The following is a 24,598-nucleotide window of genomic DNA, read 5'->3' on the forward strand; positions in this document are numbered from 1 at the left end:
CCTTCCCAGCGCCTCTTATTCATCCAGCGATTGCTTCAGCTTGACGCCCTCCGGCAAAAGTGAGGCAATCGATTCGTGCAGCCTGTCCAGCCCCGGACGATTCTCGCCCATAATCAGAATGACGCCGCGGTCGCCGCTCCGGCGAATTAAACGGCCCATGCCCTGCTTCAGCCGCAGCAGCATATAGGGCAGATCGACATCTTCGAACGGGCGGAGCGCGGCTTGCCGCTTCGCGACAAATACCGGGTCATCGGGAGGAAACGGCAGCGACCACATGATTACATTGGACAACGACGGGCCCGGAATATCAAGCCCTTCCCATAAGCTGACCGCACATAGCACACTATGTTCATCATGCTGGAAACTTTCGATCAGGTGACTGATCTCCTTGTCTCCTTCGTACAAAAACTGCAGGCCGGCGCATTCCGGATAATAAGCGATTTCCCGTTTAAACTGCTGCAGCTCCTCCTTCGTACGGAACAGAATAAGCGCCCGGCCTTCCGTACGCATAAGCATGCGAATGGCTGTTTTCATTTTTTCGGAGAATGTGCCGCCGTATTGCCACTGCGGCATGTAGACTTCCATCTGCTCGGCATAATTGTAAGAAGAAGCTACACTGAAGGACAAATAATCCTCCAGACCGATTCCTTCGGCAATGTACGAGAACGAACCCTCCACCGACAGTGTTGCTGAAGAGAAAATAATCGGCATCCGTGAAGAGAAAATATGCTCCTGCAGCACTTCCTTCACTGTCTTCGGCATCAGAACCAGTGTAATCCCTGTAATGCTCTCGGTCGCCCAACTGATCAGCTTCTCCGGATGCTCGAACAGCTGAAACGCTTTTTGCATCATTTCCAGATGCTCTTCTACAATTCGCAGCTGATATTCATCGAGCGAGAACATCGCCGACTCCATAACCAGCTCTTCCTCAATAATCGTTAACAGCTTGCGGAATGTATGAACCTCGAATAACAGCTGATCCGTCCAGCGAATTTGTCGGCGGTCCGAACCGGGCACCGGCTCCGATGCCTCCTCAAGCGCCGCAAACAGCAGCTGGCTCTGATCGATTGCCTCATCGATTTGCACCGCAAGCGACTCGCGCACCTGACCGCGCAGCAAACGGGTAATCAGCTCTTCAAACGCCATATGCTTCAACCGGTAAGTCAGCGCCTTCTGCGCCGCCGATTCGAGCAAATGCCCTTCATCGAATACAACCGCGCTATGCTCCGGCAACAGCGGCAGCTGGCCTTCCCGCTTTCTGCTCTCGTATGTCCATACATGCTCCATATAGAAGTCATGCGAGCATATAATGAGATCGGCTGCCCGGCGGTAATGATCCCGCGACAGCGTCTGGCCGCAGCGGTGACGCTTCTCGCACACAAAGCAATCGCGAAAGGTGTCCCAGCCGACGCGATTCCACTGCTCATCCGTCAATTCCGGGTAATTTTTACGATCGCCGTAAGCATAGAAGGATTGCATCGCCGCCGGCGAGTTTACAAACTTCGGAAGCTCATCGTAGACCTTCCGATAAATCGCTGTGTCTTCATAGCCGTACCGTGCATCATCCAGCTTGAGCAAACAGACATATTGATCCGGCGATTTGCCGAGTCTGGCGTCAATCGCGAGATTTAGCGCGTTATTCAGCTTCTCGATATCGCCGCCCGGCTTGACCAGCTGCTCAATAAGCGATTCGTCGGCGCAGGCGATGATGACCGGCTGCCTTTTGTAGCGTGCATAACATACCGCATATAACAAATAAACAAGCGTTTTCCCCGTACCGACGCCCGCCTCCGCGAAAATCGTCTCTTTATCGGCGAAGGCCCGCTCTAATTGGTACGCCATATAAATTTGCTCGTCGCGAACTTCGAACCCGGATTCCGGGAGTACATCATAAAAAACATCACCGATCCATTCGCCCACTTGCTGTATAAAAGGCCGGGAATGATCGTAACGAAAAGGATACCGTTCCACGTTTTGCTAGCCTCCAGTAAAATCGGTGTTCGGTGTGCCGTTAACCGTTCATATTCGAAAATTTTATTATCACATGAACACGCTGGAAAAGCAAAGCAAATTTAATTGAAAATTATTCTCACTTTGTATAGCACATTTTTCCCTTCCCATTAATAGGATATTCTATAGGCGCCAAGACATATGGCCCATAGAAAGGTGTGACAATCAATGGATCAACCAACGACATTAAATTATTATGCAGGCGGGAACACCGCTCGCGGCTTCGCGAATCTGTTTGACTCTTCACTACAAAAATTAGAAAAAATCTATATATTGAAAGGAGGACCCGGCACAGGCAAGTCCTCATTGATGCGCTCAATTGCCGAGCAATTTTCCAATCAAAACTTTGATACCTGGCTAATTCATTGCTCCTCGGACAATGACTCCTTGGATGGCGTCATCATCCCTGAGCTTTCCGTTGGCATCGTCGACGGCACGGCCCCGCATGTCATTGAGCCTGAGCTTCCGGGAGCGGTCGAGCAGTATGTCAATCTGGGAGCCGCTTGGGATTCCTTGCAACTGCGCCAGCAGAAGGAGCAAATTGCCTTGCTTCAGGAGCAAATAAGCAGCGCCTTCACGCAAGCCTATGAAAACTTCGGCAAAGCCCTGCGCATTCACGACGAGTGGGAGAGCATTTATATTTCCAAAATGAACTTCGCCGAAGCGAATCTTGTAACAGCGGAATTGGCAGAACAAATTTTTGGCGAGCAGCGACTGGACAAAAAAAGCAGGGTTGACCGGCGCTTTCTTGGAGCCGCCACCCCGCGCGGCGCCGCAGACTTCGTGCCCAATATTACCGAAGGCCTGAGCAAACGCTATTTCCTAAAAGGCAGAGCCGGAACAGGGAAATCCACTTTGCTGAAAAAGCTTGCCGCCATCGCCATGGAGCGCGGCTTCGATACGGAAATCTATCATTGCGGCTTTGATCCGAAAAGCCTGGATATGGTCATCATTCGCGAATTAGGCGTCACCGTATTTGACAGCACCGCCCCGCACGAATATTTTCCCGACCGCGAAAACGATGAAATTATCGATCTGTACGAACGCTGCGTAGCGCCAGGAACTGACGAAGCGAACGCGGAAGCCCTCCAACAGATAGAAGCGCGCTATTCCGCTCAAATGAAGCAGGCGATCGCCCATCTGGCCGAGGCGAAATCATACCATGATCAATTAGAGGTCATTTATAAGCAGGCAATGGATTTCAGCAAAGTAAATGCCATCCGCGATCAAATCGCTGAAGAAATAAAGGCGCTTATTCCCAATTAAAACATCTTTTGTGTGCTCCACGCCAGTTCGGTCATCAGCAGCCTGATGGCCGGGCTTTTTTTTTTATTAATGAACAAATAGCCGCCGCTATACGTCATATCACCAAATACAATCATGACAAGGAGCGAAATCATTGTCCACTACTTCCTTCATACAAGTCGACGGCGTCTGTAAAAGCTTCTCCGGGCAAGCTGTCCTGCAGCAAATGAGTTTTCATGTAGAAAAGGGCAGTATTGTTGGGCTTCTGGGCCCCAACGGATCAGGCAAAACGACGATGATCCGGCTGCTGAACGGCGTAATCGATGCCGATGAGGGCACAATGAGCGTTGGCGGCCTTGACCCGCTAAAGGATGGCGACCGCATCCGGTTAATGAGCGGCATCGTCACGGAAAGTGCGGGCCTTTATGATGACATGAGCGCTATTGATAATTTGCAATTTTTCGCCACTTTATATGGTGTGAGCGATCCGGCAAGAGCGGATGAGCTGCTCGAATATTTCGGGCTGAAGGAGCATCGCAACAAGCCCGTCGGGACATTCAGCACCGGGATGAAAAAAAGGCTCGCTTTAGCGAAAGCGCTGGTGCATCGCCCGCAGCTGCTTTTTCTGGATGAGCCTACGAACGGACTGGATCCGGAAGGCATCCGCCTTGTACTGCAATTTATTAAACAATTGAATGAGCAGGAAGGGACTACTGTCTTCATGTGCTCTCATGTATTGCACCAAATGGAATCGATTTGCAGCTCGTATATTTTTATGGAGCGCGGCCGCGTTCTTGCCTCCGGCACACAGGCCGACATCGAGGCAAGATATATGACACAAGTCACCGTGCTTATTGAGACTGGCGCTATCCCGCAAGGCGGCAGCTATGCCGGCTACCCCGCAGAACGGGTCGATGCCCGCAGGCTCCGTTTCCGGTTGCCTTCAAAAGCCGATATCTCTGATTTGCTGCGCACGCTGCTGGCAGATAGCTGGGTCAATACCGTCCATATCGAAAACCGCGATTTGGAATCGCTCTATTTTCAAGTACGGAAGGAGCACGCTTAACATGAACAAAACGGTCATTTTGGCAATCGCCCGCAAAGATATCCGCCAAATCACCTCCAACGTGCAGGTTTGGCTGCCGATGGTTATTATTCCGCTCGTTTTTTGCATCATATTCCCGCTTACGATCGTGCTATTCTGCAAATATGGCGATTTGACAGCAATAACAACAGGAACAATGCGTGAGCTGGTAGACCGTCTGCCGACGGGTATACCGCTGCTGCCGGAGGCAGGCATTTCTGAAATGAATGGGAAAATTCTTTATTTTACGCTCAACTATATGCTGCTCCCATTGTTTTTGCTGCTGCCTATTATGGCATCCAGTGTCATTTCGGCCAACAGCTTTGTCGGCGAAAAGGAACGCCGGACAATGGAAAGCTTGCTGCTCTCTCCTATCCGTATTCAAGATTTAATGGTCGGCAAAATGCTCGCCTCCTTCATACCTGCCTATACCCTTTCACTTGGCGGCTTTCTCGCCATTGGGATCATCGTCAACACGATGACGTTCGGCATGTTCGACGGGTGGCTGTTTCCCAGCCTGAACTGGGTGATCGTGATCCTATGGCTTGTCCCATCCTTTACGATCGTCAGTATACTGCTCAATGTGCTGATCTCCGCCAAAGTAAAAACGTTCCAGGCCGCTCAGCAAATGTCCGGGCTTGTCGTGCTGCCAATCATAATGCTTCTAGTGGGACAAATGAGCGGCATCCTGCTCTTAAGCCCTTTACTGCTCATTGTGGTTGGGGCAGTGCTGCTGCTGGCCTGCCTGTTCATGCTGCCGCGCATCGCCCGTTCCAACAATCGCAACGCGCTGTTTGAGCGTCAGATTTGATTTCACACCAGCAAAAAGAAATGCGCAAAGCTCTCCGCTCTGCGCATTCTCCTTTTCTTTCTCATAGCTGCGGCTTATCCTCCAGCACAACAACTGGCTGCTTCGTTCCGTGCAGCTCGAAGACGATAATTTCATTCTCGCCTGCTTTAAGCAAAGGCCCCGGAATGTATAATGTTTTTTGCGGCCCGGCTTCCCAATAACGCCCCAGATGGAATCCATTTACATATACATTGCCTTTCACCCAGCCATCCAGACGAATGAACGTATCGGCGGTCTGCTCGGCCGTGAATACTCCTTTATAGAATACGGGACCAGCAGCATTCATTTCCTTAACTTCCCCTGGCTCGCTTGCTGCAAATCGAAGCTGGCTGACATCTGACAGCGCCAGTGAGCGGATTGTCCAATCAAACAAGAACTGATTGTTCAGACGCACGCCTTCCGTAATCCCTTTGTAGTCCTTCAGCTGCGGCCCATAGTTGACCCGCCCCATATTTTCGACCAAAATATCGAGTCTGGCTCCCCCTTCGCCAATTGGCAGCTCGAGCGGCTGGGCATTCCATCTCTCAACCGTCCCGACATAGCTGCCATCCAGGAACACGATAGCCCGATCATGCACATCCTGTATTGTCAAGCTTTCTGCCGGACGAGGCCCGGACACATGACAGCTGTACAAAATAAACCCATAGCTTTGGCCAAGCTTCTCCATCGGCTCTGGACATCTGCGCTTCACTGCGCTCGAAAGCTGATCAAGCTGCTCAAACAGCACAGCCTGCTCTGTCATTGTTACTTCGCCGAAGCGATGCGCCGGGATTGGCTCCGGCAATGCCGGCCATTGCTGCTGCTCCTCAGCAGAAGTAAACTTTCTTAGCACCTCCTGCACCGCAAAAAACTTTTCGGTCGGCTCCCCTTGCTCATTTAATGGCGAATCATAATCGTAGCTTGTAACGGTCGGCTCATACTCATGAGAATGATTGGCGCCGTTGAAATAACCAAAATTCGTGCCGCCATGGAACATGTAGAAATTGACGGAAGCTCCGCATTCCAGCATCTCTTCCAGCACCTTGGCGACATCCGCTGCATCGCGCGTATGGTGCGTTTCCCGCCAATGATCAAACCAGCCATTCCAAAATTCCATACACATCAGCGGCTGATCCGGACGATATTCGAGCAGCTTACCGAACGCTTCTTTCGGCCTCGAGCCGAAATTAACCGTCGCCCATACATCGGGCACTGTACCGCCCTGCAGCATGGCATCAAGAGGACCGTCAGATGTAAACAGGAGCACATCGATTCCGCGCGCTTTCATCGCCTGCTGCAAGTAAATCAAGTAATCCTGATCATTGCCGTAGCTGCCGTACTCATTTTCAATTTGCATGGCAATAATCGGGCCGCCGTTCGTACACAGCAGCGGCTGAAGCCGCGGCAGCAGCTCGTCATAATAAGCGTCAACTTTGTCCAGAAAAGACCGGTCGAGACAGCGCAGCTTAATATCGGAATTCGCCAGCAGCCAGGCCGGCATGCCGCCAAACTCCCATTCTGCACAAATATATGGGCTCGGCCTTACAATAACGTGCAGCCCAAGATCGCCCGCGACCCGGATAAACCGCTCGAGATCGGCCATTCCTTCAAAGCAGAACTTTCCTTCCTCCGGCTCGTGCAAATTCCACGGCACATATGTCTCCACTGTATTAAAGCCGCAGGCTTGCAGCTTGCGCAGCCTGTCCTCCCAATATTCTGGCACGACCCGAAAATAATGGATTGCTCCTGACAGCAGCCTGATCGGCTTACCATTAAATACAAGCTCTTTTCCTGCTATATCAAAGTTGCCCATTTTGCTCATCCCCATTGCAAGTTTATTTATCCTTCCCCTTCATCCTAATGAAAGCCGTCAGGAAGAACAATAACCAAACTATGCATTGATTTGACCTTTTTAGCCGTCATCCCGGCAAATATGGTATGATCGTATCAACTGGACAAGGGGGAACCGCATATGGACATCATGCTTCGATTTCCGAATACTAGCACTGCGCTGCAGGTAGTTGGCTGCCATTTTAGCACAAAGCCTGGCGGTTGGACCTACAGAGAGCATCACCATCATCTTTACGAACTGTTTTACTGTATGGAAGGGCAAGTGCAAATCTGTGTGAATCCGGCTGTTGTCAAGCTGCAGCAGGGCGACTGGCTGCTGATCAAAACCGGCGCCAAGCATAGCCTTCACAACGACACCGACCATATGTTTTCTTATTTCAACTTTCACTTCGACATCGATGATCAGGACGTCCGCAAGCGCCTTTCTAGCGCGCCCTTTCAATATTTTCCCGCGTCGCTTACGATGCAGAGCCCGCTCCTGGGACGGATTCGCGAGCTGGAGCAGCTCATGCGCAGCAACGCGCAAACATCTGGAACAATGCAAAATTTGCCCGAGCAGCTCGTATCTCTTTCTGCCGAAGAGAATTTAGCCGTGCAAGGCACAAGCCTGCTGATCATTTATGATATTTTGCGTCTGCTCCGCATGCAAGAAGCCGGCGGCAGCGCCTCTGCCCATGCTTCGGCAGCGCCTTACATTTCCGCCTTTGCCGCCGATATGGCCAATGCCATCGAAGCAAAGCTTGCCCAGCAGCAATATGCCGAAGCGTCAATCGCCGATGTCGCTCATTCACTCAATTTGAGTCTCAGTCAATGCTCCAAAATATTTCAACGCGTCTATGGTATTTCACCGCGCCATTATGTCAGCCGGCTAAAGCTGATCAAAGCGAAGCAACTGCTGTCCACGACGACGATGACGATCAATGATATCGCCGAAACGCTCGGCTTTCAGTCCGCCAGCCACTTCTCCCGCCAATTTCGCCGCTGGACCGGACAGTCTCCTCTGCAGTTTAGAGGAGCTGCCGCCACCACCAAAGAAATGCAAACAGAATAATAAAGCAGCCAACGAGCCAGGTGTCGCGCCAGCGCCATTGTTTAACGGCATTAATGATTGGATAATTGCGTTTGCCGACGCCCCGGCTTTCCAATGCCGCTGCCACTTCCTCTCCCATACGGAACATCGCCAGCAAAAAAGGGATCGATGTATCTTTTACTCTGCCGATCGCCCCCCGAAACGTCAGTCTTGCCACTTTTCCTCGCGCCAGCGCAATTCTGCTAAACTTCCCCCACTGCTCGAGCAGCACTGGAATAAACCGCAGCAGCAGCGTAACCGCCAAAATACATTTTTGGGCCCATAATGGCACCCGCCCCCGTACGGAAAGCAGCTGCTCAAGCGAACGCCGCAGCCTTAACGGGGTAATAGCTAGCGGCAGACCAAGTCCGATCAGCATCGCAAGCAGCGGACGCACCAGTCCATGCAGCGAACGCAGGAACGCCTCCATCCCCCACCATGAGCCGCCTCCTCCGGCGCCAAGCCCCGCAAAGATAGAGAGCAGTATAGTAAACAGCGTCAGCATCGCGATCGGGATCCGCCATGGCCGCAGCGGCACACGGGCAATCACAATGACAGCAGCCGTCAGTACTGCCCCCCATGCAACGCCAGCCCATGTTTGCTGGACTAAAATGCCTGCCGACAGCAGAATATAAGCAAGCCAGATGGCACGGGGATCAAAGGACGCAATAGGTGAAGGCGGGTTCACAGGTACAACGCTTCTTCGCACAGGTTTTGATCCGGATTCGGAACCGGGTCCGGTTGCAGGTCCGGTTCCGTCTGTCGCCCGCGCTGCCCCATGATCCGGTTTTCCCCCGCCGCGGGAACGACAGCTCTCATGCGCGTTGTCAGGCTGTTCTCCCCCTATCTCCACTTGTGCCTCTGCGAGCGCCTTAGGCTTCCATATCAGCGCTTCTGGAGCTCCGCGCTGCCACAGCATATGGGCTATCTCCAGCCATTCCGGCACGAGCATGCCGGCACGCGTGAAAATAGCCGGATCCGCGAGCAGCTCTTCGCTCGTCGTTCTCATTATTTCACCGCTAGTCGCCATAACAAGCACTTGATCTGCCAACGGCAGCGCCCAATCACTTTCATGCGAGATAAGCAGGATGCCCTGTCCGTGCTGTCTGCTTCGCCGCAAAGCGGCGGCAAGCAACTCATGTCCGGCGGCATCCAGGCCCGCTGTCGGCTCGTCCAGCAGCAGCCATGCGGCAGGAACAGCAAGCAGACAAGCAATTGCCGCTCTGCGCCGTTCTCCTCCGCTCATTTGATAAGGATCGCGCTGCAGCCAGCCCCGATCCCAGCCAACTGCCGCCAGAGCCTCGTCAATTCGCTCTTGCTGCTCCTCCTCTGACAGCCCGTACGGATGAAGCACATATTCCAGCTCAGCAGCCACCGAGCGCGCGAATAACTGCTCCTCCGGCGATTGCCCGGCGTAGCTATATGCGCGCAGGGCCGCTTCATTTACCCGCGGCTTGCGGCGGCCGGTCTGCCATAACGGTTCTGCCCCATAGCCGACAGCCAGGCCGTCCGGAGAGCGCAAGCCGGCAGCAATTTCCATTAATCTGCTTTTGCCTGCACCGTTGGCGCCGAGCAGGACAGTAATGGTACCTTGATGAAGCTCCAGCTTTCGGGTCGTACCGGGCAGCATATTTATCGTCAGACTGTTCGGCTTATTCATCGCTCGTTCAACACCTTCCGCCACTCGGCCGATGTTACGGGCAGCGGGTCAGCCAGGAGTCCTTGACGGCTCCATTCCACAGCGAGCGCCGCCAAATATGGCAGACGCAATCCGCAAGCTTCGCAAGGAGAAAGTCTCTCCTTAGCCCGATTTGCCGCACAGTTCCCGTAAAAAAAGCTGCGGACATTTCCATCAAAGCTGATTTCCCCCTCGCGCATGGCAATGATCCGCTGCCCGGGGTTCAACTCCTGCAGCCGCTGTGTCACCCAGACGACGGCCGCCCCGCGCTCATGCATGGAGCGAACCAATGCAAGCGCGCGAAGGCCCGCCTCATCATCAAGCATAGAAGTCGCTTCATCACAGACGATCAATGGCGCATCCACGGCCAGAGCGGCTGCGATTGCCGCCATCTGCCGCTGACCGCCAGACAAATACTCCCATGAAAGATCGGCAAGAGCCGATAGCTGCGTATGTTCTAGAACAGCTGCTATGCGGGTCTCGATTTCTGCTGCAGACAGCCCCCGCCATTCCAACGCAAAGCGAATTTCTTCCCGCGGGGTCTCACCGAACAGCTGTACATCCGGCTGCTGCATCACATACGGCGCCGGCATTGCGCCGGCAAAGCCGCGCTGCATCAGACCCGCCGCTCCCTCGACAGTAACACCGGCAATAAGACGGGCAAGCGTGGATTTGCCGCAGCCGTTTGTGCCTACAATATTCAGCCATTCCCCCGGCGAAATCATAAGATGGATGTTATTCAATATGCGCCGCGGATTTTGTTCGGCAGCGTCCCGCTCAGTCGCTGCAACTACATTGTCCAGCATAAAGCTTGATTCATTATGTATAACCGTCAATAGAAATTCCCTCTTCCCAAGTGAAAGCTCTCGTGCTACAATGCAATCTGTATTTGTTAACCACGCACATAAAAATTAGGTTAACATTAGAGAGGAGATTTTTCAATGGTTTCATCCCAGCAAACTCAACAGCCGCAAGAAATTTCCAGCGCCCAGCCTGTCAGCTGGATTCGCGGCATCGTCTTCACAGCCTTATTCGCGGCCCTTTTTATTTTGTTTAGTTCGGTACAATTTCCTGTTTGGTTCACACCTGTCCCCTATACATTGCAGACATTAGCGGTCATGCTCGCTGGCGGCTTGCTCGGGGCCTTTTATGGCTTTTGGAGCATCGCGCTTGTCATTGCGCTGACAGCAACCGGCCTTCCCCTTTTGCACGGCAATGGCGGTTTGTCCTATTTAACAGGCGCGACCGGCGGCTTTATTTGGCTCTTTCCTGTTGCCGCGCTGCTCATCGGACTTGTAAGCGACCGGCTATTCCGCAACCGGAAAACGATCGGCGGCAAACAATCGCTCTGGCTGCTGGCAGCTATCGTCGCTTTCGGCATCCTCATGGAATATGCCGGCGGCATGGCTTGGCTAATGTACAAAACTGGCATGAGCCTGCCTAAGGCCCTATCGGCCGCCTGTTATCCGTTTTTGCCGGGCGATGCCGCCAAAGCCGTCATTGCAGTGTTCTTAGTCCGCACATTGCGCCCGTTTCTGCCAAAATTGCGCTAAAATGCATGCGAGCAGCCGCGTCCTGCTGGAAAGGACAAGGCTGCTCCGAAGTGAGCGGACTGTGGGAGGCTGTCGATTCATGGTGGACATCTGTAAGCGCGGAGCGAAGCGGGCATGAGCGGACCGTAGATCCGTTATCTGTGAACAAAACAGCTGGTACGCTTGCTCTCAGACCGTAGATCCGTTATTGGCCTCAAATCGCCGCTAGACTCCAGCAAAGTCTGCAAATAACGGATCGTATGTCCGCATGGCCTCCAGTTGCCCGCTTCTGCGGCAAATAGTCCCCAGAAAACCGGCAGCCTGCTCCGCTCCTTTAGTCTTCCTTCTTTTCATCCGCATCCTGATTGAAATACTTATCGTACCGGTTATCCACTTCGCGGGCCATTTGGCGGTATTGCCGCGTTTCCTCGACAATTGGATCATGAACCGCTTGCACCCGAATCTCATATTTGGGCGACAGCTTCGCGCGCACACGCCGATCGCGTTCTTGTTCATCCACTTCTTCCGGCTGCAATTGCTCCGCCAGCTCCCGCTCAATCTCCAGCCGTTTCTCATCCTGCTTTTCCATCGTCGACTCATCCTTTCCGGCGTTTAGTTTACTTCATCAGCTTTTTCCACAAGCTCAGCCTGTTCTTATCAGAGGGGTAGCGAAAACGAAAATCGAATTTCGTCGTCTGCTTAAGCACACTCTTATAGTGGGAAAATGTGCGGAAACTATACTCTCCATGGTAACTTCCCAATCCGCTGCCGCCTACACCGCCAAACGGCAAATATGGAGTAGCCAGATGCATCAAAGTATCATTGATACATCCTCCGCCAAATGAAACGGCTTCAACAATTCGCTCCTGTACAGGGCGCTGTGTCGTAAACAGGTAGAGCGCCAGCGGCTTGGGCGTGTAATAATTAATGTCGTTAATGACATCCTCGATATCGTCATAAGTGATGACAGGAAGAATAGGGCCGAAGATTTCCTCCTGCATGACTCGGTCATCCCAGTCCACACAATCAAGCAAGGCAGGCGCAATCTTCAGCCGCACCTCGTCTGCCTCGCCGCCAACTACGACCTCCCCTTCCTGCAAATAAGCGAGCAATCGTTCAAAATGGCGGCGGTTGACGATTTTTCCGTAACGATCCGACTGTAACGGAGTTGTCCCATACATCGCTTCGATTGCAGATTTCAATTCTGAAAGCAGCGCCTGCTTCACCCTTCGGTGAACAAGCAAATAATCCGGGGCCACGCAGGTTTGACCGGCATTCATCAGCTTGCCGAATACGATTCTTCTCGCTGCCAGCGGCACATCCGCATCGTAATGAACGATGCAGGGGCTCTTGCCTCCCAGCTCCAATGTAACTGGAATTAACCGGCGCGCCGCTGCCGCCATAACCTCCTTCCCTATCGCTGTGCTCCCAGTGAAAAAAATATAGTCTACCGGCTGCTCTAGCAGCAGCTGGCTGACCTCAACATCGCCTTCAATGACGGCAACATGCTCAGGCGGAAAGCTGCTGCTTATCAGCTCGGCTAAAGTGCGAGAAACATGCGGCGTCAGCTCGGATGGCTTAATGATCGCCGTGTTGCCTGCGGCAATCGCCCCGATCAGCGGCGCCAACGCCAGCTGAACCGGATAATTCCATGGTGCAATAATAAGCACAGTTCCATAAGGCTCCGGGCGAATCCACCCTGTTGAGCCGATATGCGTGAGCGCCGTTTTTACTTTTCGCGGCTTGGCCCAGCGTTTTAATCGTTTTAGCGTCAAGTTGATTTCCTGGTAGAGAAAGCCGATCTCCGTCAAATAAGCCTCGGTATCCGACTTATTCAGATCGCTATAAAGCGAAGCCATAATCTCCTTCTCATGCTCTTGGACAGCTTGTTTTAGCTGTTTGAGCGCAGCCGCTCGCGACGCAAGCGGCTTAGTTTTGCCTGCGGCAAAATAACGCTGCTGCTCTCTTACAATCTCCTCAATCTCATGAAGCCTGACCTGGTTCGCTATGACGATCAGCCCCCTTATCCTACCTACCCTGCCTTGCTTCTTTAATGCGATCTTATCGCATTCCATGTTTTCTGGCAAATGTCAGGAAAAAAAAGAAAAACGCCTGACGGCGTCCTTGGTCCTATCGCCAAGTTTTTTCTCCGTTCCATCTAACGGAAGTCGCGGACCTTATTTCGTCAATTCCCTTCCCTTTTGACGGAAATGAGCGATCTTAATTCGACGTTTTCTTGCGAAATCGGGCTCATCATCATCAAATAGGGGCGCATAGTTCCGTTACAATTTCAAATTGGTCGAATTTTCGCAAATAGCGGCTCTGGCATCCGTTAGCATTCGTTCATCACGAACGAAGCGGACCCGAGCGGACCGTGGATCCGTTATCGGTGAACAAACCTGCCAAAACGGCTTCCTCGCGGACCGTAGATCTGTTATTGGTCTCAAACCCCCGCGAAAACCCGGCAAAATCAGCAAGTAACGGATCCTGTGTCCGCGAAACCTCTGAATGGTCGGTATTCGAAAAAATAGTGGATCGTGTGTCCACTTGGCTAAGAAAACACTTTACGTTAAGGCCACACGAGCCAAAATTTTATAAATTCTGGCGTGTACGATCAAGAAGAAACGGCTGACGCCATCCTGGCGCGAAGCAAGTTTCTTCCCTAGAAATATAAGCTGTGTATAAGGTGAAACTTATACTTTCTTATATTTTGAGAAAAACTTCTATCGAAGTCCTTCAAGGATGTGCGACCGCGTTTAAAGGTAGTTTTTATCGCCATTTTCCCGCACAGCTTGGAAACTTATAAATTCTTATGTGGTAAAAAAAGGAACACCCGTAGGTGTCCCTTTGGCTTATGGAATAAATTGCTGTACAATCTTGACAACCTTGCCATCGACTACTGTCAAATGGTAGGGAAATTCGCTCAAATCTACGATGTCCTTCTGGTCGAAGATTTCTTGCAGCTTCGCTACTGTAATCGGCTCATTCCATACCGTGTCGACATCTTCAATGTTGCCTGTCTTGTCGTATACCTGCATGAGCACTTCAGCTTGCGGATCAACGGCGAGCGTCTTCAGCTCTTCGCTGTCATTTACGATATAGTAGCCGTCCGGCGCACCGTCAAGCTCTGCATCCGGCTCACGCTCCTTAAAAATCTTGTCAGCCGCTTCACCCTCATACCAGTCGATGTTGTCCACCGTCAGGAGAATTTGACCATTCTTGGTTTCAATATGATCGATATAAGCAGTCTCCATATTGGAGGTCGGAACGACTGGTTCATATTTGTCATTGCCTACTGCATATGCAGTCACAATAAAGAATGACAAACAAAGTATTGCAACCACTGCGCCTAATGTTGTTTTCTTCATATTGAATCTCTCCTTTGGACGCTCATCCGCTGCTAGGTACACTGCTCTCTCCGATGCAGAAGCGAAGTGAAAATCGTCAATTTGTTTCGTTGTTATTAATATAAACGATCCAAAGGGTTAAATTGTTTCAAAAAAGTTACAACTTCTCATAATTTTAATTTTTGTTACTTTTCGCGCATTTTAGTTGGCTTTGAACAGGCCGTAACCGGCTAGAGGGACGACCGGATTTTCATCATAGAGCAGTCCTTCGGACTTGCTGTTCAGCGCGATATCAACAAGCCATTTTGTAAAATCGGCGACATTCATCTCCGCCATTTCCTCCAGGCTATAAAAGCCGGCGTCATCCACTTCGACACCGTCCGGACACGGTTCTCCACTAACATAGTCCATTGAAAATGCCACGTACACATTATGAATCGCTCGCGGCTGATCGCGCAGTGCCGCCACACCTGTCACGACCGCATCGATGCCGGCCTCCTCCTGCACTTCCCGCCGAATCGTCTCATGAATCAGCTCGGTCTGTTCGACATAACCGCCCGGGTTCGTCCACTTGCCCTTTCCCGGCTCTTGCGCGCGGCGCACCAGCAAAACTTTGTTATCTTTCACGACAAGCGCTCCCACACCGATGCTGTAATTTCCCCAATGCACAAAATTGCAGGCTTCTGCCGAGCAAGCCATTCTCATTACGCCGTCTATATCCTGTAAAGTAAGCGGAGCACCGCATGTCATGCAAAATTTCACTTCCAAAGCCGCCTCATCCTTTCCTGTCGTTAGATATTCATCATATATGCTGCTATCAATGCGGCAGTATTTACTACGGCATCTGTATGCGTACGCTCCATGCCGTGAGAAGCATGGACCCCGGGCCCAATAAGCGCTGCCCGGATATTGCTGCCCCCGCGCAGTGCTGCCGAGGCATCCGAACCATATTGCGGATAAATGTCAATCGCAAATGGAATTGACTCCCGCTTGGCCAGCTCAATTAATTTGCCGGTCATCCGGTAATCATAAGGTCCCGAGGAATCCTTGGCGCAGATGGACACATCGCGCTCTGTCGCGGATAAATCGTCGCCAAGCGCCCCCATATCGACCGCTATCAGCTCCGTAACGTCGGGCGGAATATAAGCTGCGCCATGTCCAACCTCTTCATAGGTAGAAAAAATGAGCTTTACAGCACCCGCCGGCTTCCTGCCTTCGCGCGCAAGCCATTCCAGAACACCGAACAAAGCGGCTACACTCGCTTTATCGTCCAAATGCCGCGACTTGATCCAACCCTTCGACAGCACTCGCGTGCGCGGGTCCCAAGATATAAAATCCCCTACCGCTATTCCGAGCTCTTCTACGTCCGCCTTGCTCGTCACTGCTTCATCCAGCCGGATTTCCATGTTCGCCTCTTCGCGCTTCAGCTCTCTGGCGTCAGGATAGACGTGGACAGAAGGCTTGATTGATAATACAGTTCCTTCAATCTGCCGGCCCGCCCTTGTATGCACAAGACAATATTCTCCTTCAACCGATTGCATCGCGTAGCCGCCAACCGGAGTAAAACGGATCATGCCGTTCCCTTTGATCGCTCTGACCATCGCGCCTAATGTATCTACATGGGCGGAAATACCAAGCACCCCCTTATTGCTGGGGCCAGCAGCTTCGCCGGGAATTGCAACGATGCCGTTCCCTTTGGGTGTAAGCTCCATATGATAACCCAATCTGGCAGCTTCACCGCACAGAAGGTCCATTATCGCCATACAAAATCCGCTCGGGCTAGGCGTTTGCAGCAATTGCTGCAAAAAACCGATCATATAGTCGCGGTCCAGCTTTGGCAGTAAAGGTGCGCTCATTTCCCTTCATCCTTTCTGTTTATCGCAGTAATGCTTTTAAATCATCTACATTCGGCAAGCGCAGCGTTGCAATCAGTTTTCCGTCCGATACGCGAACTTGATCCACCTTAATTATTCTCGGCAGCTGCTCGCCAATCGGCATATATACAGGCTCAAACCAATCGGTATTTAGCGATATGCCTCTAATTTTGGCTTCCTCTACTGTGGCAACCAGGTTAGGCGCCTGCCAGTCAAGCCGATAGGTCAACGTTAGCCCCACCGGGAGTATCCCTTTCCATTTTATGTTGACATCCGCAATAAGCCGATCCCGACTAAAATGAAAGTTTGCGCCTGTCAATTCTACATCCGGCTGATATTGCTTCTTTTGGCTAAGCGACGCTTTCGCCAAATTGTTTACATCCTCAGCTGTGAGCTCAAGATCGGGCGAGAGCGCCAGTGCCATATCGATCGCGCGATCCTGAAGCGGAACCTCCTCATGCTGGAAATCCAGTGATTCCGTAGGCCACACATACCAGATTGCTCCCGCGCCGGCCAGCAATACTAATACAAGAAGTGCAATCACTGCATTTAACAATCTCTTCATAATAATCCTTCCTATCTCTCCCAATGTCACCATTATGCACGATGCTGCCTCTTCGATTATAACACGCTCATTAACTGGCACAATCCGTTAACCGCAAAAAATGACAAAAAGCTGCACAGCAAAACAGCCCCCTCCAGCTGCAAAATGCAGGGAAGGGGCTGCTGTAATATCATCTTAGAAAGAGGCGCCAGCTTCCGCTGCTTCTTCGACGCCTGCCTGGATAATCTCTGCACTGCGGTCTGGGTATTGGTTATGGCCTTCAACAACGACAGACGTAATATCATCAATGCCGAATTGTCTCATGTTGAGCTCAACAAGACGAAGCGACATCTCTGCAGCTTTCGCCGCTTCGGAAGAATAATCGCCGCCGCGCGCATTCAACAGAGCGACCTTCTTGCCGCCTGCCAAGCCTACTGGACCTTGCGGCGTATAACGGAACGTTTTGCCCGCTTGATTCAAATAGTCGATATAGGTATGCAGAATTGCAGGAACGGTGAAGTTCCAGAGCGGGAAACCGAAAACCACTTTATCCGCAGCCAAAAATTGCTCTATATAATGGTTCGCGATTGCCAGTTGCGAAGCTTCGCGCTCCGTCAACTCCAAGCCGCGAGCCGACTTGAAGATACCGTTGATCATATCGGAATCCATGTAAGGAATTTCTTCCGCATACAGATCCAGCTCGATAATTTCATCATTCGGGTTGGCCTTGCGGTAGTTTTCCAAAAAAGCGTAATACAATTTCACACTTACTGCCTGCTCTACTGGACGATCATTTGCTTTAACAAAAAGTACAGTTGCCATAATACTATTCTCTCCTCCAACTATTGACCATACTTTACATACTTTTTTGTTTCTTAATCATAAGTGAGCAACTTACTTTTTGTCAACAACCTTTTTATGAGATAAGCTGCGGGAGCTCGTCTTTAAACAGATTCCAGTTCGCAAACATCTCCTGCCCGTCCAGCAAGCATGCATCCAAACCCGCTATAATAGCGGCTTTATCCATGTCCAGTCCAATAAAAACAATCTTGTTCACCCGATCGCCATATTTGGAGCGAAGCACCTCCGCCATGCCCGGTTCGGTCTCACAAATCATTTGCTGCTCCTCTTCTGACAACGCTGCCGCCCAATAACCGGCTGGCCCAATCTGAACGGACGGACCGGCCTGGCTGATGCTTTGCGCCATATCGTTGCGGCTCGCTAACCACATAATCCCCTTCGCTCTTACGATCTCAGCCGGCCATTCCGCCATCCAATTCATCAGCCGTTCCGGATGAAACGGCAGCGACCGCTCATAAACAAAGGAAGCTATGCCGTACTCTTCTGTCTCCGGCGTATGCGCCCCATTCGACAATTCTTGTATCCACCCGGCCGCTTGACTCGCCTCCTCGAAATTAAACAATCCTACATTCAAAATTTCAGCTGGATCAACCTGCCCATGGCTGGCACGAATTAATTTCGCTCGCGGCTGCAGCTTGCGCAAAACATTTTCCAGCTTAAGCAGCTCGTCTTCGGTTACTAAATCACATTTGTTCAGCACCAGCACATCGCAAAATTCGATCTGGTCTATCAGTAAGTCGACTACATCTCGCGTGTCCTCCTCGCTAATGGCCTGTTGGCGGCGCAGCAGCGAATCTCCGGAGGAATAATCATGCCAGAACCGGTAAGCATCGACTACTGTGACCATACAATCCAAACGGCAATAAGCAGACAAGTCGATTCCGTGCTCCTCATCGATATACGTAAACGTCTGCGCTACAGGAACCGGTTCCCCGACGCCTGTTGACTCGATCAGAATATAATCGAATCTTCCTTCCAATGCGAGCCGCTGCACCTCCTGCAGCAAATCCTCGCGAAGTGTACAGCAGATACAACCATTGGACATTTCCACCAGCTTTTCTTCCGTGCGGGAAAGACCCCCTCCGCCACGCACCAAATCAGCATCCACATTGACTTCGCTCAAATCGTTGACGATCACCGCCACTCTGAGCCCCTGGCGATTATGTAGAACATGATTCAATAAAGTTGTCTTTCCTGCCCCCAAATAGCCGCTCAAAACTGTAACCGGTATTTTATTTGTTATCATCTAAAACCTCACTCCAATACTTTATTGTAATTATTACGGTTATAAGACGTAAGAAAAAGCTGACTCGCACAAACTCGGTTGAACTAAAGCGTAATTTTTACGTTTTAATATTAACAGCTTGCATTTTCTAAGTCAACCCCCGAATTAGACGATTGGGGCCGTTCTTGGTGAGGAAGCAGACGGAAGGGAAGTTGGTTCAGGGGCAATTAAAAGAAGGATCTCTCCCATCCGGGTAGCCTTCGCTGTGCATCCAACAATTAAGCGAACCTACGGAGGCTGTCGATTTGCCGTGGACAACGATTTTTTGTCGCAGAAGTGGGCAACTGTCAGTCACGCGGACATTCGATCCGTTATTTGTCTGAAAAACAGGCAAATGGGTAGTTTCGCGGACAGAGGATCCGTTATTCGCGGATTTTGCCTGACTTTCGCGGTGATTTGAGGCCAATACCGGATCTACGGTCCGCGAGCAAGCCGTTTTAGCTATTTTGTTCACAGATAACGGATCTACGGTCCGCTCGGCTACTTTCTCCCACACTTGCCGAAGGAAGCGCGGCAGACCTCGCCGCGACGGTCCACTTGGCTCCCCCTCGCCACTCTGGCAAGCGAATCGCCAACACGCTAATGGCTTGTCCGCAATGAATAGCCTCCCTCTTACGATCCGTCAAAGTACACAAACAGCCTCAGCAACTGAAGCATAGCGGCAAATAAGCGATACGGCGTTTGTCACTTCACCTGCCCGCCTGTTGTGCAGCTAAATATCCCTAATCGATTCCCATTCGGCAGCAGTAAGCCCTTCTTCTACAGCAAAATCATAATCTTCGATGTCATAAACCTGAACCGGAACTTCCCCTTCGACCAGACGATCCTGGAATTCAAATTGATCGGATAACACGGGAATATTCAGCTTTAATGCCGTTAACAATACTTCTGTCTCGATCGGATCAAAAAACTCGCCGTATTGAGCATTATCGACTGCATGAATGACAGTAAACTGAATCAGCTCGTTCAAAATTAGCGGTGAGCTTTCCCGCCAAGGCACCTGCAGTGCGCGTTCAATCTTTTTGCGATTGAGCGGATCTTCGAAGAAGGCAATCAGCTCTTTGATTTTCCCCTTCACATGCGCGTCATCCTCAGCACTGTCCATCACTGGCTCAGAACTTTCCAGCATCTCGTACAGCTCCAAAATTGTGGAATACGGCACGACAAAATCGACTGGCTGGCTCGGTACGAGAAGTTGTCCATACGTAGCTACCATTACAGCCTCAATTACAAAGCGCCGTCGCATTCCATCTCCCCCTCTGTCATGTTTGCGCTTAGATGTTCATCTAGCTTTCTGATTATTATACAACATTACTTTCCCCCAACACAGAGTAAAATGACATGAATATGGGACTTACATGGATGATTGTGCTAGAATGAATATGTTTCTCGAAATGCGAACAATCGCTGCCTGGCGATTCATTATAGGTGTTGGAGGTGCTTCGTCTCATGAACGACGAACAAATTATTATTATTGGCGCTGGCCCCTGCGGTCTCGCCGCGGCAATTGAATTGCAAGCGATCGGTGTCGATGCCCTTATTATTGAAAAACGGAATGTTGTTTATTCTATTTCGCAATATCCTACGTATATGCATTTTTTCAGTTCAGCGGAATTGTTGGAGATTGGAGATATTCCATTTACGACCGCGAATGAGAAGCCGTCGCGCCTCGAGGCTCTGAATTATTACCGCAGCGTTGCCCTTCGCCGTCAGGTTCGCACCAATGCCTACGAGACTGTGAAGACGGTAACCCCGCTGTCGGGCGGCGGCTATGAGCTGAGCTGCGAGAATCGTCATGGGGAGACGCTCCGGTACCGGGCGAAAGCAGTCATTATCGCGACCGGCTATTTCGATCACCCGAACCAGCTCGGCATTCCGGGTGAGCAGCTGGATAAAGTGAGCCATTTTTTCCGCGAAGCCCATCCTTATACCGGGATGAATGTCGCCATTATAGGCGGCAGCAACTCGGCGATTGATGCTGCACTGGAACTGGTGCGCGTAGGCGCGCATGTGACGGTTATTTACCGGGGAGACAGCTACTCCTCAAGCATCAAGCCTTGGGTGCGGCCAACCTTCGAAAGCCTTGTCGCCAAGGACAAGATCGCCATGCGTTTCTCATCGCGTGTCGTTGCTATCGATTCGCGTTCCGTGACGATTGAAAGCCCGGACGGCACAGATAGAATCGACAATGATTTTGTACTGGCACTGACCGGCTTCCATCCGGACCGCAATTTCCTGACTTCGATGGGAGTGACCATTGAACCCGAAGGATATCCGACTTTTAATGACGAGACGATGGAAACCAATGTTCCGGGCATTTACCTCGCGGGCGTGGTCGCCTCGCGCAGGGAAGCCAATGAAATCTTCATTGAATCCGGCCGCTTCCACGGCCGTAAAATAGCCGCTCACCTCATTGCCTCCGGCTGGATCGAAGATAAATAGACAAAAAGATCGCGCTGAAGACATGATTATGTCCTTTAGCGCGATCTTTTTGCATGTCCTTTGTTGCCGCCTCGCTTACACAAGCGTCGCACGATCCGTCCCCGCTATCGTCAGCACAGTCGCCACTTTCTGCAAACGTACATATTCATGCTGCGTCAAGTCTGCACTAAAGTAGGCAAACAGGTAGCTTGCGTCCAGAAATGTCAAAGCCGGGTAAACGGCGATCCCGTCATTGGAGAAAGGATTATCCAGCAGCACCTGCCATTCGCCTGGGCGCTCCTTCCCATCAATACAAGCGAGCACCTGATTTTTGCCGGCAATTATATGTCCGTAATGCGTCCAGATGTCCTGCCATGAGGGGCTGATACGCCCCGGTTCAGGGAGCACCAGCCTTGCGAGCTCAAGTATACGCTCAGCCGCCTTACTGTCTGCATCTGCATATTGCTGCAAGAAGCTGCGGAAATCATCCAGAAACCGCCGCACAGCGGCAAATCCCCCCGACTGCAGCCGCCCGCCAAGCTCAAGCATAGCAGCCTGCCTTTGACCTTGGCCTCCCCCGTCCGTCTGCTCTGCCATCCTGCACAATTGCTGAAAATATTCACTGCCCTGGATCATCACAAATACGGGCTCTCATGCTTCGCTTTTAACCGCTGCCAGCGCCGCTCGACCTCTTCCTCGAAAGCCCGCAAGGCATCTGCGTACTCCGGACGCGTCATATGCTTTGTCTTGCCCATATTTTTCAGCCAATCGCCTAGCGGAATACGCTTGCCCTTCTCCTCCGGATTGTACGTAATCGTAGTTATACCATGCTCAATCTCATACATCGGAAAGAAGCACGAGTTGACCGCATCATCTATCAGTGTCTGTCCGATCTTCTCTTCCGACAGCCAGTTCAGCGGGCAGCTAATTAATATTTTCCCGTATACCAGCCCTTCATTTTGCGCATAGTATTGCGCCTTGGCTGCCTTGCGCAGCAAATCCAGCGGGATCGATTCCGAGCCGGTAAAGACGTATGGGATGTTAGTCGCCGCCATAATTTGCGCCGTATCCTTATGATGGAACAGCTTGCCGCCCTGGTGCTTGCCGACGTTCGAAGTAGACGTCCGATGGCCAAGTGGCGTGGAGTAAGACAGCTGCGCCCCGGTATTCATATATCCTTCATTGTCATACTCGATAATAATCATTTTATGATTGCGAAGCGCGCTGCCGATCGCCGGTCCCATGCCGATATCCATCCCGCCATCGCCGGTAATCATAACAAACGTAAAATCGTCCTTCAGCCCGTACTGGTCCAGCTCGCCGCGGCGCTTGCGCTCCCAAAACATCTCCACAACGCCGGACAAAGTGGCCGCCCCATTCTGGAATAAATTATGAATATAGGTTGCCTTGTGCGAGGAGTACGGAAAGCCCGTCGTCACAACCATCGCGCAGCCTGTCTGGTACAGCGCGACAATATCGCCTTCAATGCCCTTGAAGAACAGCTCCAGACCGGAAAAAATGCCGCAGCCCGGACAAGCGCCATGACCGGGCGCCAGCCGCTTCGGCTTTTTCGTCAGCTGCCTGACAGGCGGCACCTTCACCTTGAGCTTGCCGGTCGCCTCATCCTTGTCCACAGTGATGAGCCCAGTCTTCAGATCTTCATATTTCAACGGCTCCAGCACTGGCTGCGGCGCTTTATCCGGATCTCCCGGCGTATGGCCGTAATAATCAAATGGCACTTCCACCTTGCCGGTCTTCGCAGCCTCAATAGCCAGCTCAAACAAATGGTGACCGTCCTCTGCGTAGAAATCTTTGCCGCCCAGCCCGTAAACCCGGCTAATTACAAGCGTGTTGCCGCGGCCATGCGTGTAGAGTGCCGCTTTTATTTCGTTTGTCATATTGCCGCCATGCCCGCCATAAGAATCCGCCCGGTCGCCGACGGTCAAGGCGCGCACATTGCGGAGCGCTTCAGCGATCTGCCTCGCCGGGAACGGGCGGATCATATTCGGGGCGATCGAGCCTGCTTTTATGCCGCGGGCACGCAGCTGATCGACGACATCTTTAATAATTTCGGAGGCTGAGTTCATCAGGAAGACCGCCACCTCCGCATCCTCCATACGGTATAAATCGAGCAGCGGATAATCGCGGCCGGTGAGCGCGGCATATTGCTGCCTGATCCGGTCGTAGACCGCCTCCGCCCGATACATCGCCATCGACTGCTGGTAACAATTGTTAATGTAATCCGGCTCATTCATATAAGGCCCAACGGTAATCGGCCGGTTCCGATCCAGAACATGATTGAATTGCTGCGGCGGCAGCTCGCCGATAAATTGATGCACGTCGGCCCGATGGGCAAACGTCTGCACACGCCGTTTTTGGTGAGATGTGAAGTAGCCATCCGAAGCAACAAGCACCGGCAGCCGCACCTCAGGATCTTCCGCTAATTTCAGCGCCATAATATTCATGTCATAGACGGCTTGCGGGTCGCGGCACATCAAAATCGGCCATCCGGTGTTCAGCGCGTAATACAAATCGGAATGATCCCCATGAATATCCAGCGGGCCGGAGACAGAGCGGCATACGAGATTCATTACCATCGGGAAGCGGGTGCCGGACTGCACCGGCATTTGCTCCAGCATGTACAAGTAACCATTCGAACTGGTCGCATTGAACACCCTGCCGCCGGCCGCCGAGGCGCCATAGCATATTCCGGCCGAGCCATGCTCGCCGTCAGCGGGAATCAGCTTGATGTCGTGCTGCCCGTTCGCCTTCATCAAATCCAGAAATTGTGCGACCTCAGTCGAAGGCGATATCGGAAAATAACCCATGATATGATAATTAATTTGATGTGCGGCATATGCTGCCATTTCATTGCCGGATTCATAAACCATCCGCTGTTCGACCATGCCGCCGCTCTTTTCCTTGCTCATCTCAATCGCCATCTGTTTTTGCTCACTCCTTTCATCGC

At 51.7% G+C, this 24,598-nt stretch carries 23 protein-coding genes; 7 read left to right on the forward strand and 16 right to left on the reverse strand.

Features of this window, described 5'->3' with window-relative positions; translation table 11 throughout:
* Positions 1-15 precede the first annotated feature (15 nt).
* Positions 16-1,971 (reverse strand): ATP-dependent DNA helicase, encoded by a 1,956-nt coding sequence (locus tag ACFQ0N_RS16235; RefSeq protein ID WP_379327900.1) that lies wholly within the window; start codon positions 1,969-1,971, stop codon positions 16-18.
* 207 nt (positions 1,972-2,178) lie between these two features.
* Between ACFQ0N_RS16235 and ACFQ0N_RS16240 the strand changes: the two genes are divergently transcribed.
* Positions 2,179-3,276, forward strand: a complete 1,098-nt coding sequence (locus ACFQ0N_RS16240; protein WP_379327902.1) for a PRK06851 family protein — start codon at positions 2,179-2,181, stop codon at positions 3,274-3,276.
* On the opposite strand, the gene ACFQ0N_RS16245 is transcribed toward ACFQ0N_RS16240, so the two are convergent.
* Positions 3,273-3,410, reverse strand: a complete 138-nt coding sequence (locus ACFQ0N_RS16245) for a hypothetical protein (protein ID WP_379327904.1) — start codon at positions 3,408-3,410, stop codon at positions 3,273-3,275. The genes ACFQ0N_RS16240 and ACFQ0N_RS16245 overlap by 4 nt on opposite strands.
* On the opposite strand from ACFQ0N_RS16245, the gene ACFQ0N_RS16250 reads away from it, so the two are divergent.
* Positions 3,410-4,321: an ABC transporter ATP-binding protein gene (locus tag ACFQ0N_RS16250; RefSeq protein ID WP_379327906.1), complete on the forward strand. Its 912-nt coding sequence runs from the start codon at positions 3,410-3,412 to the stop codon at positions 4,319-4,321. The genes ACFQ0N_RS16245 and ACFQ0N_RS16250 overlap by 1 nt on opposite strands.
* Position 4,322: 1 nt before the next feature.
* The gene (locus ACFQ0N_RS16255; RefSeq protein ID WP_379327908.1) at positions 4,323-5,150 is read left to right on the forward strand and encodes an ABC transporter permease subunit; all 828 of its coding nucleotides are present in this window, start codon (positions 4,323-4,325) and stop codon (positions 5,148-5,150) included.
* A 61-nt stretch (positions 5,151-5,211) separates the two neighbouring features.
* On the opposite strand, the gene ACFQ0N_RS16260 is transcribed toward ACFQ0N_RS16255, so the two are convergent.
* Positions 5,212-6,981 carry a glycoside hydrolase family 35 protein gene (locus ACFQ0N_RS16260; RefSeq protein ID WP_379327999.1) on the reverse strand — a complete coding sequence of 590 codons (1,770 nt, stop codon included), beginning with the start codon at positions 6,979-6,981 and terminating at the stop codon, positions 5,212-5,214.
* Between the two features lie 159 nt (positions 6,982-7,140).
* Here ACFQ0N_RS16260 and ACFQ0N_RS16265 point away from each other — a divergent pair, with 159 nt between their 5' ends.
* On the forward strand, positions 7,141-8,070 hold the full coding sequence (locus tag ACFQ0N_RS16265; RefSeq protein WP_379327910.1) for a helix-turn-helix domain-containing protein: 930 nt from the start codon (positions 7,141-7,143) through the stop codon (positions 8,068-8,070).
* Here the strand turns inward: ACFQ0N_RS16265 and ACFQ0N_RS16270 are convergent.
* Together ACFQ0N_RS16270 and ACFQ0N_RS16275 are read right to left on the reverse strand one after the other, a co-directional pair.
* Positions 8,027-9,748, reverse strand: coding sequence for an ATP-binding cassette domain-containing protein (locus tag ACFQ0N_RS16270; RefSeq protein ID WP_379327912.1), 1,722 nt, complete (start codon positions 9,746-9,748; stop codon positions 8,027-8,029). The genes ACFQ0N_RS16265 and ACFQ0N_RS16270 overlap by 44 nt on opposite strands.
* Positions 9,745-10,602, reverse strand: coding sequence for an energy-coupling factor ABC transporter ATP-binding protein (locus ACFQ0N_RS16275; RefSeq protein WP_379327914.1), 858 nt, complete (start codon positions 10,600-10,602; stop codon positions 9,745-9,747). Before ACFQ0N_RS16275 ends, ACFQ0N_RS16270 begins: the two co-directional genes overlap by 4 nt.
* Positions 10,603-10,707: 105 nt before the next feature.
* On the opposite strand from ACFQ0N_RS16275, the gene ACFQ0N_RS16280 reads away from it, so the two are divergent.
* Positions 10,708-11,319 (forward strand): biotin transporter BioY, encoded by a 612-nt coding sequence (locus ACFQ0N_RS16280; RefSeq protein WP_379327916.1) that lies wholly within the window; start codon positions 10,708-10,710, stop codon positions 11,317-11,319.
* Positions 11,320-11,369: 50 nt separating this feature from the next.
* Entirely contained in the window at positions 11,370-11,498 is a 129-nt protein-coding gene (locus ACFQ0N_RS16285; RefSeq protein ID WP_379327919.1) for a hypothetical protein, read from the forward strand.
* 134 nt (positions 11,499-11,632) lie between these two features.
* Here the strand turns inward: ACFQ0N_RS16285 and ACFQ0N_RS16290 are convergent, their stop codons facing one another.
* The 9 genes from ACFQ0N_RS16290 to ACFQ0N_RS16330 all read right to left on the reverse strand — a co-directional run bounded on the left by ACFQ0N_RS16290 (position 11,633) and on the right by ACFQ0N_RS16330 (position 20,455).
* Positions 11,633-11,887, reverse strand: coding sequence for a hypothetical protein (locus ACFQ0N_RS16290; protein ID WP_379327921.1), 255 nt, complete (start codon positions 11,885-11,887; stop codon positions 11,633-11,635).
* A 28-nt stretch (positions 11,888-11,915) separates the two neighbouring features.
* Positions 11,916-13,373, reverse strand: a complete 1,458-nt coding sequence (locus ACFQ0N_RS16295) for an aldehyde dehydrogenase (protein WP_379327923.1) — start codon at positions 13,371-13,373, stop codon at positions 11,916-11,918.
* 777 nt (positions 13,374-14,150) lie between these two features.
* Entirely contained in the window at positions 14,151-14,666 is a 516-nt protein-coding gene (locus ACFQ0N_RS16300) for a hypothetical protein (protein ID WP_379327925.1), read from the reverse strand.
* A gap of 180 nt (positions 14,667-14,846) precedes the next feature.
* Positions 14,847-15,407 carry an NUDIX domain-containing protein gene (locus tag ACFQ0N_RS16305; RefSeq protein ID WP_379328001.1) on the reverse strand — a complete coding sequence of 187 codons (561 nt, stop codon included), beginning with the start codon at positions 15,405-15,407 and terminating at the stop codon, positions 14,847-14,849.
* 29 nt (positions 15,408-15,436) lie between these two features.
* Positions 15,437-16,501: a M42 family metallopeptidase gene (locus ACFQ0N_RS16310; RefSeq protein ID WP_379327927.1), complete on the reverse strand. Its 1,065-nt coding sequence runs from the start codon at positions 16,499-16,501 to the stop codon at positions 15,437-15,439.
* Between the two features lie 19 nt (positions 16,502-16,520).
* Complete coding sequence (locus tag ACFQ0N_RS16315) at positions 16,521-17,084, reverse strand: hypothetical protein (protein ID WP_379327929.1); 564 nt, start codon at positions 17,082-17,084, stop codon at positions 16,521-16,523.
* 174 nt (positions 17,085-17,258) lie between these two features.
* The gene (locus tag ACFQ0N_RS16320) at positions 17,259-17,885 is read right to left on the reverse strand and encodes an FMN-dependent NADH-azoreductase (protein WP_379327931.1); all 627 of its coding nucleotides are present in this window, start codon (positions 17,883-17,885) and stop codon (positions 17,259-17,261) included.
* Between the two features lie 94 nt (positions 17,886-17,979).
* Positions 17,980-19,170, reverse strand: a complete 1,191-nt coding sequence (locus ACFQ0N_RS16325) for a GTP-binding protein (protein WP_379327933.1) — start codon at positions 19,168-19,170, stop codon at positions 17,980-17,982.
* A 751-nt stretch (positions 19,171-19,921) separates the two neighbouring features.
* Positions 19,922-20,455 carry an ADP-heptose synthase gene (locus ACFQ0N_RS16330; RefSeq protein ID WP_379327935.1) on the reverse strand — a complete coding sequence of 178 codons (534 nt, stop codon included), beginning with the start codon at positions 20,453-20,455 and terminating at the stop codon, positions 19,922-19,924.
* Positions 20,456-20,658: 203 nt separating this feature from the next.
* Between ACFQ0N_RS16330 and ACFQ0N_RS16335 the strand changes: the two genes are divergently transcribed.
* Complete coding sequence (locus ACFQ0N_RS16335) at positions 20,659-21,651, forward strand: YpdA family putative bacillithiol disulfide reductase (protein WP_379327937.1); 993 nt, start codon at positions 20,659-20,661, stop codon at positions 21,649-21,651.
* A gap of 75 nt (positions 21,652-21,726) precedes the next feature.
* Here ACFQ0N_RS16335 and ACFQ0N_RS16340 read toward each other — a convergent pair whose 3' ends face one another.
* Both ACFQ0N_RS16340 and ACFQ0N_RS16345 read right to left on the reverse strand, forming a co-directional pair.
* Positions 21,727-22,269, reverse strand: a complete 543-nt coding sequence (locus ACFQ0N_RS16340) for a hypothetical protein (RefSeq protein WP_379327939.1) — start codon at positions 22,267-22,269, stop codon at positions 21,727-21,729.
* On the reverse strand, positions 22,266-24,572 hold the full coding sequence (locus ACFQ0N_RS16345) for a thiamine pyrophosphate-dependent enzyme (protein WP_379327941.1): 2,307 nt from the start codon (positions 24,570-24,572) through the stop codon (positions 22,266-22,268). The genes ACFQ0N_RS16340 and ACFQ0N_RS16345 overlap by 4 nt, the downstream gene beginning before the upstream one ends.
* Positions 24,573-24,598 lie beyond the last annotated feature (26 nt).

The organism is Paenibacillus sp. GCM10027626 (assembly GCF_042676285.1).
In the GTDB taxonomy this organism is placed as follows: domain Bacteria; phylum Bacillota; class Bacilli; order Paenibacillales; family Paenibacillaceae; genus Paenibacillus_Z.

Bases quoted from the DNA above. Each gene is read 5' to 3' on its own strand.
- ACFQ0N_RS16345 (WP_379327941.1), bottom strand. From the start codon at position 24,572: ATGGCGATTGAGATGAGCAAGGAAAAGAGCGGCGGCATGGTCGAACAG.
- ACFQ0N_RS16320 (WP_379327931.1), bottom strand. From the start codon at position 17,885: ATGGCAACTGTACTTTTTGTTAAAGCAAATGATCGTCCAGTAGAGCAG.
- ACFQ0N_RS16330 (WP_379327935.1), bottom strand. From the start codon at position 20,455: ATGCGACGGCGCTTTGTAATTGAGGCTGTAATGGTAGCTACGTATGGA.
- ACFQ0N_RS16295 (WP_379327923.1), bottom strand. From the start codon at position 13,373: ATGGAATGCGATAAGATCGCATTAAAGAAGCAAGGCAGGGTAGGTAGG.
- ACFQ0N_RS16290 (WP_379327921.1), bottom strand. From the start codon at position 11,887: ATGGAAAAGCAGGATGAGAAACGGCTGGAGATTGAGCGGGAGCTGGCG.
- ACFQ0N_RS16240 (WP_379327902.1), top strand. From the start codon at position 2,179: ATGGATCAACCAACGACATTAAATTATTATGCAGGCGGGAACACCGCT.
- ACFQ0N_RS16325 (WP_379327933.1), bottom strand. From the start codon at position 19,170: ATGATAACAAATAAAATACCGGTTACAGTTTTGAGCGGCTATTTGGGG.
- ACFQ0N_RS16255 (WP_379327908.1), top strand. From the start codon at position 4,323: ATGAACAAAACGGTCATTTTGGCAATCGCCCGCAAAGATATCCGCCAA.
- ACFQ0N_RS16260 (WP_379327999.1), bottom strand. From the start codon at position 6,981: ATGGGCAACTTTGATATAGCAGGAAAAGAGCTTGTATTTAATGGTAAG.
- ACFQ0N_RS16300 (WP_379327925.1), bottom strand. From the start codon at position 14,666: ATGAAGAAAACAACATTAGGCGCAGTGGTTGCAATACTTTGTTTGTCA.
- ACFQ0N_RS16280 (WP_379327916.1), top strand. From the start codon at position 10,708: ATGGTTTCATCCCAGCAAACTCAACAGCCGCAAGAAATTTCCAGCGCC.
- ACFQ0N_RS16310 (WP_379327927.1), bottom strand. From the start codon at position 16,501: ATGAGCGCACCTTTACTGCCAAAGCTGGACCGCGACTATATGATCGGT.
- ACFQ0N_RS16270 (WP_379327912.1), bottom strand. From the start codon at position 9,748: ATGAATAAGCCGAACAGTCTGACGATAAATATGCTGCCCGGTACGACC.
- ACFQ0N_RS16315 (WP_379327929.1), bottom strand. From the start codon at position 17,084: ATGAAGAGATTGTTAAATGCAGTGATTGCACTTCTTGTATTAGTATTG.
- ACFQ0N_RS16335 (WP_379327937.1), top strand. From the start codon at position 20,659: ATGAACGACGAACAAATTATTATTATTGGCGCTGGCCCCTGCGGTCTC.
- ACFQ0N_RS16265 (WP_379327910.1), top strand. From the start codon at position 7,141: ATGGACATCATGCTTCGATTTCCGAATACTAGCACTGCGCTGCAGGTA.
- ACFQ0N_RS16245 (WP_379327904.1), bottom strand. From the start codon at position 3,410: ATGATTTCGCTCCTTGTCATGATTGTATTTGGTGATATGACGTATAGC.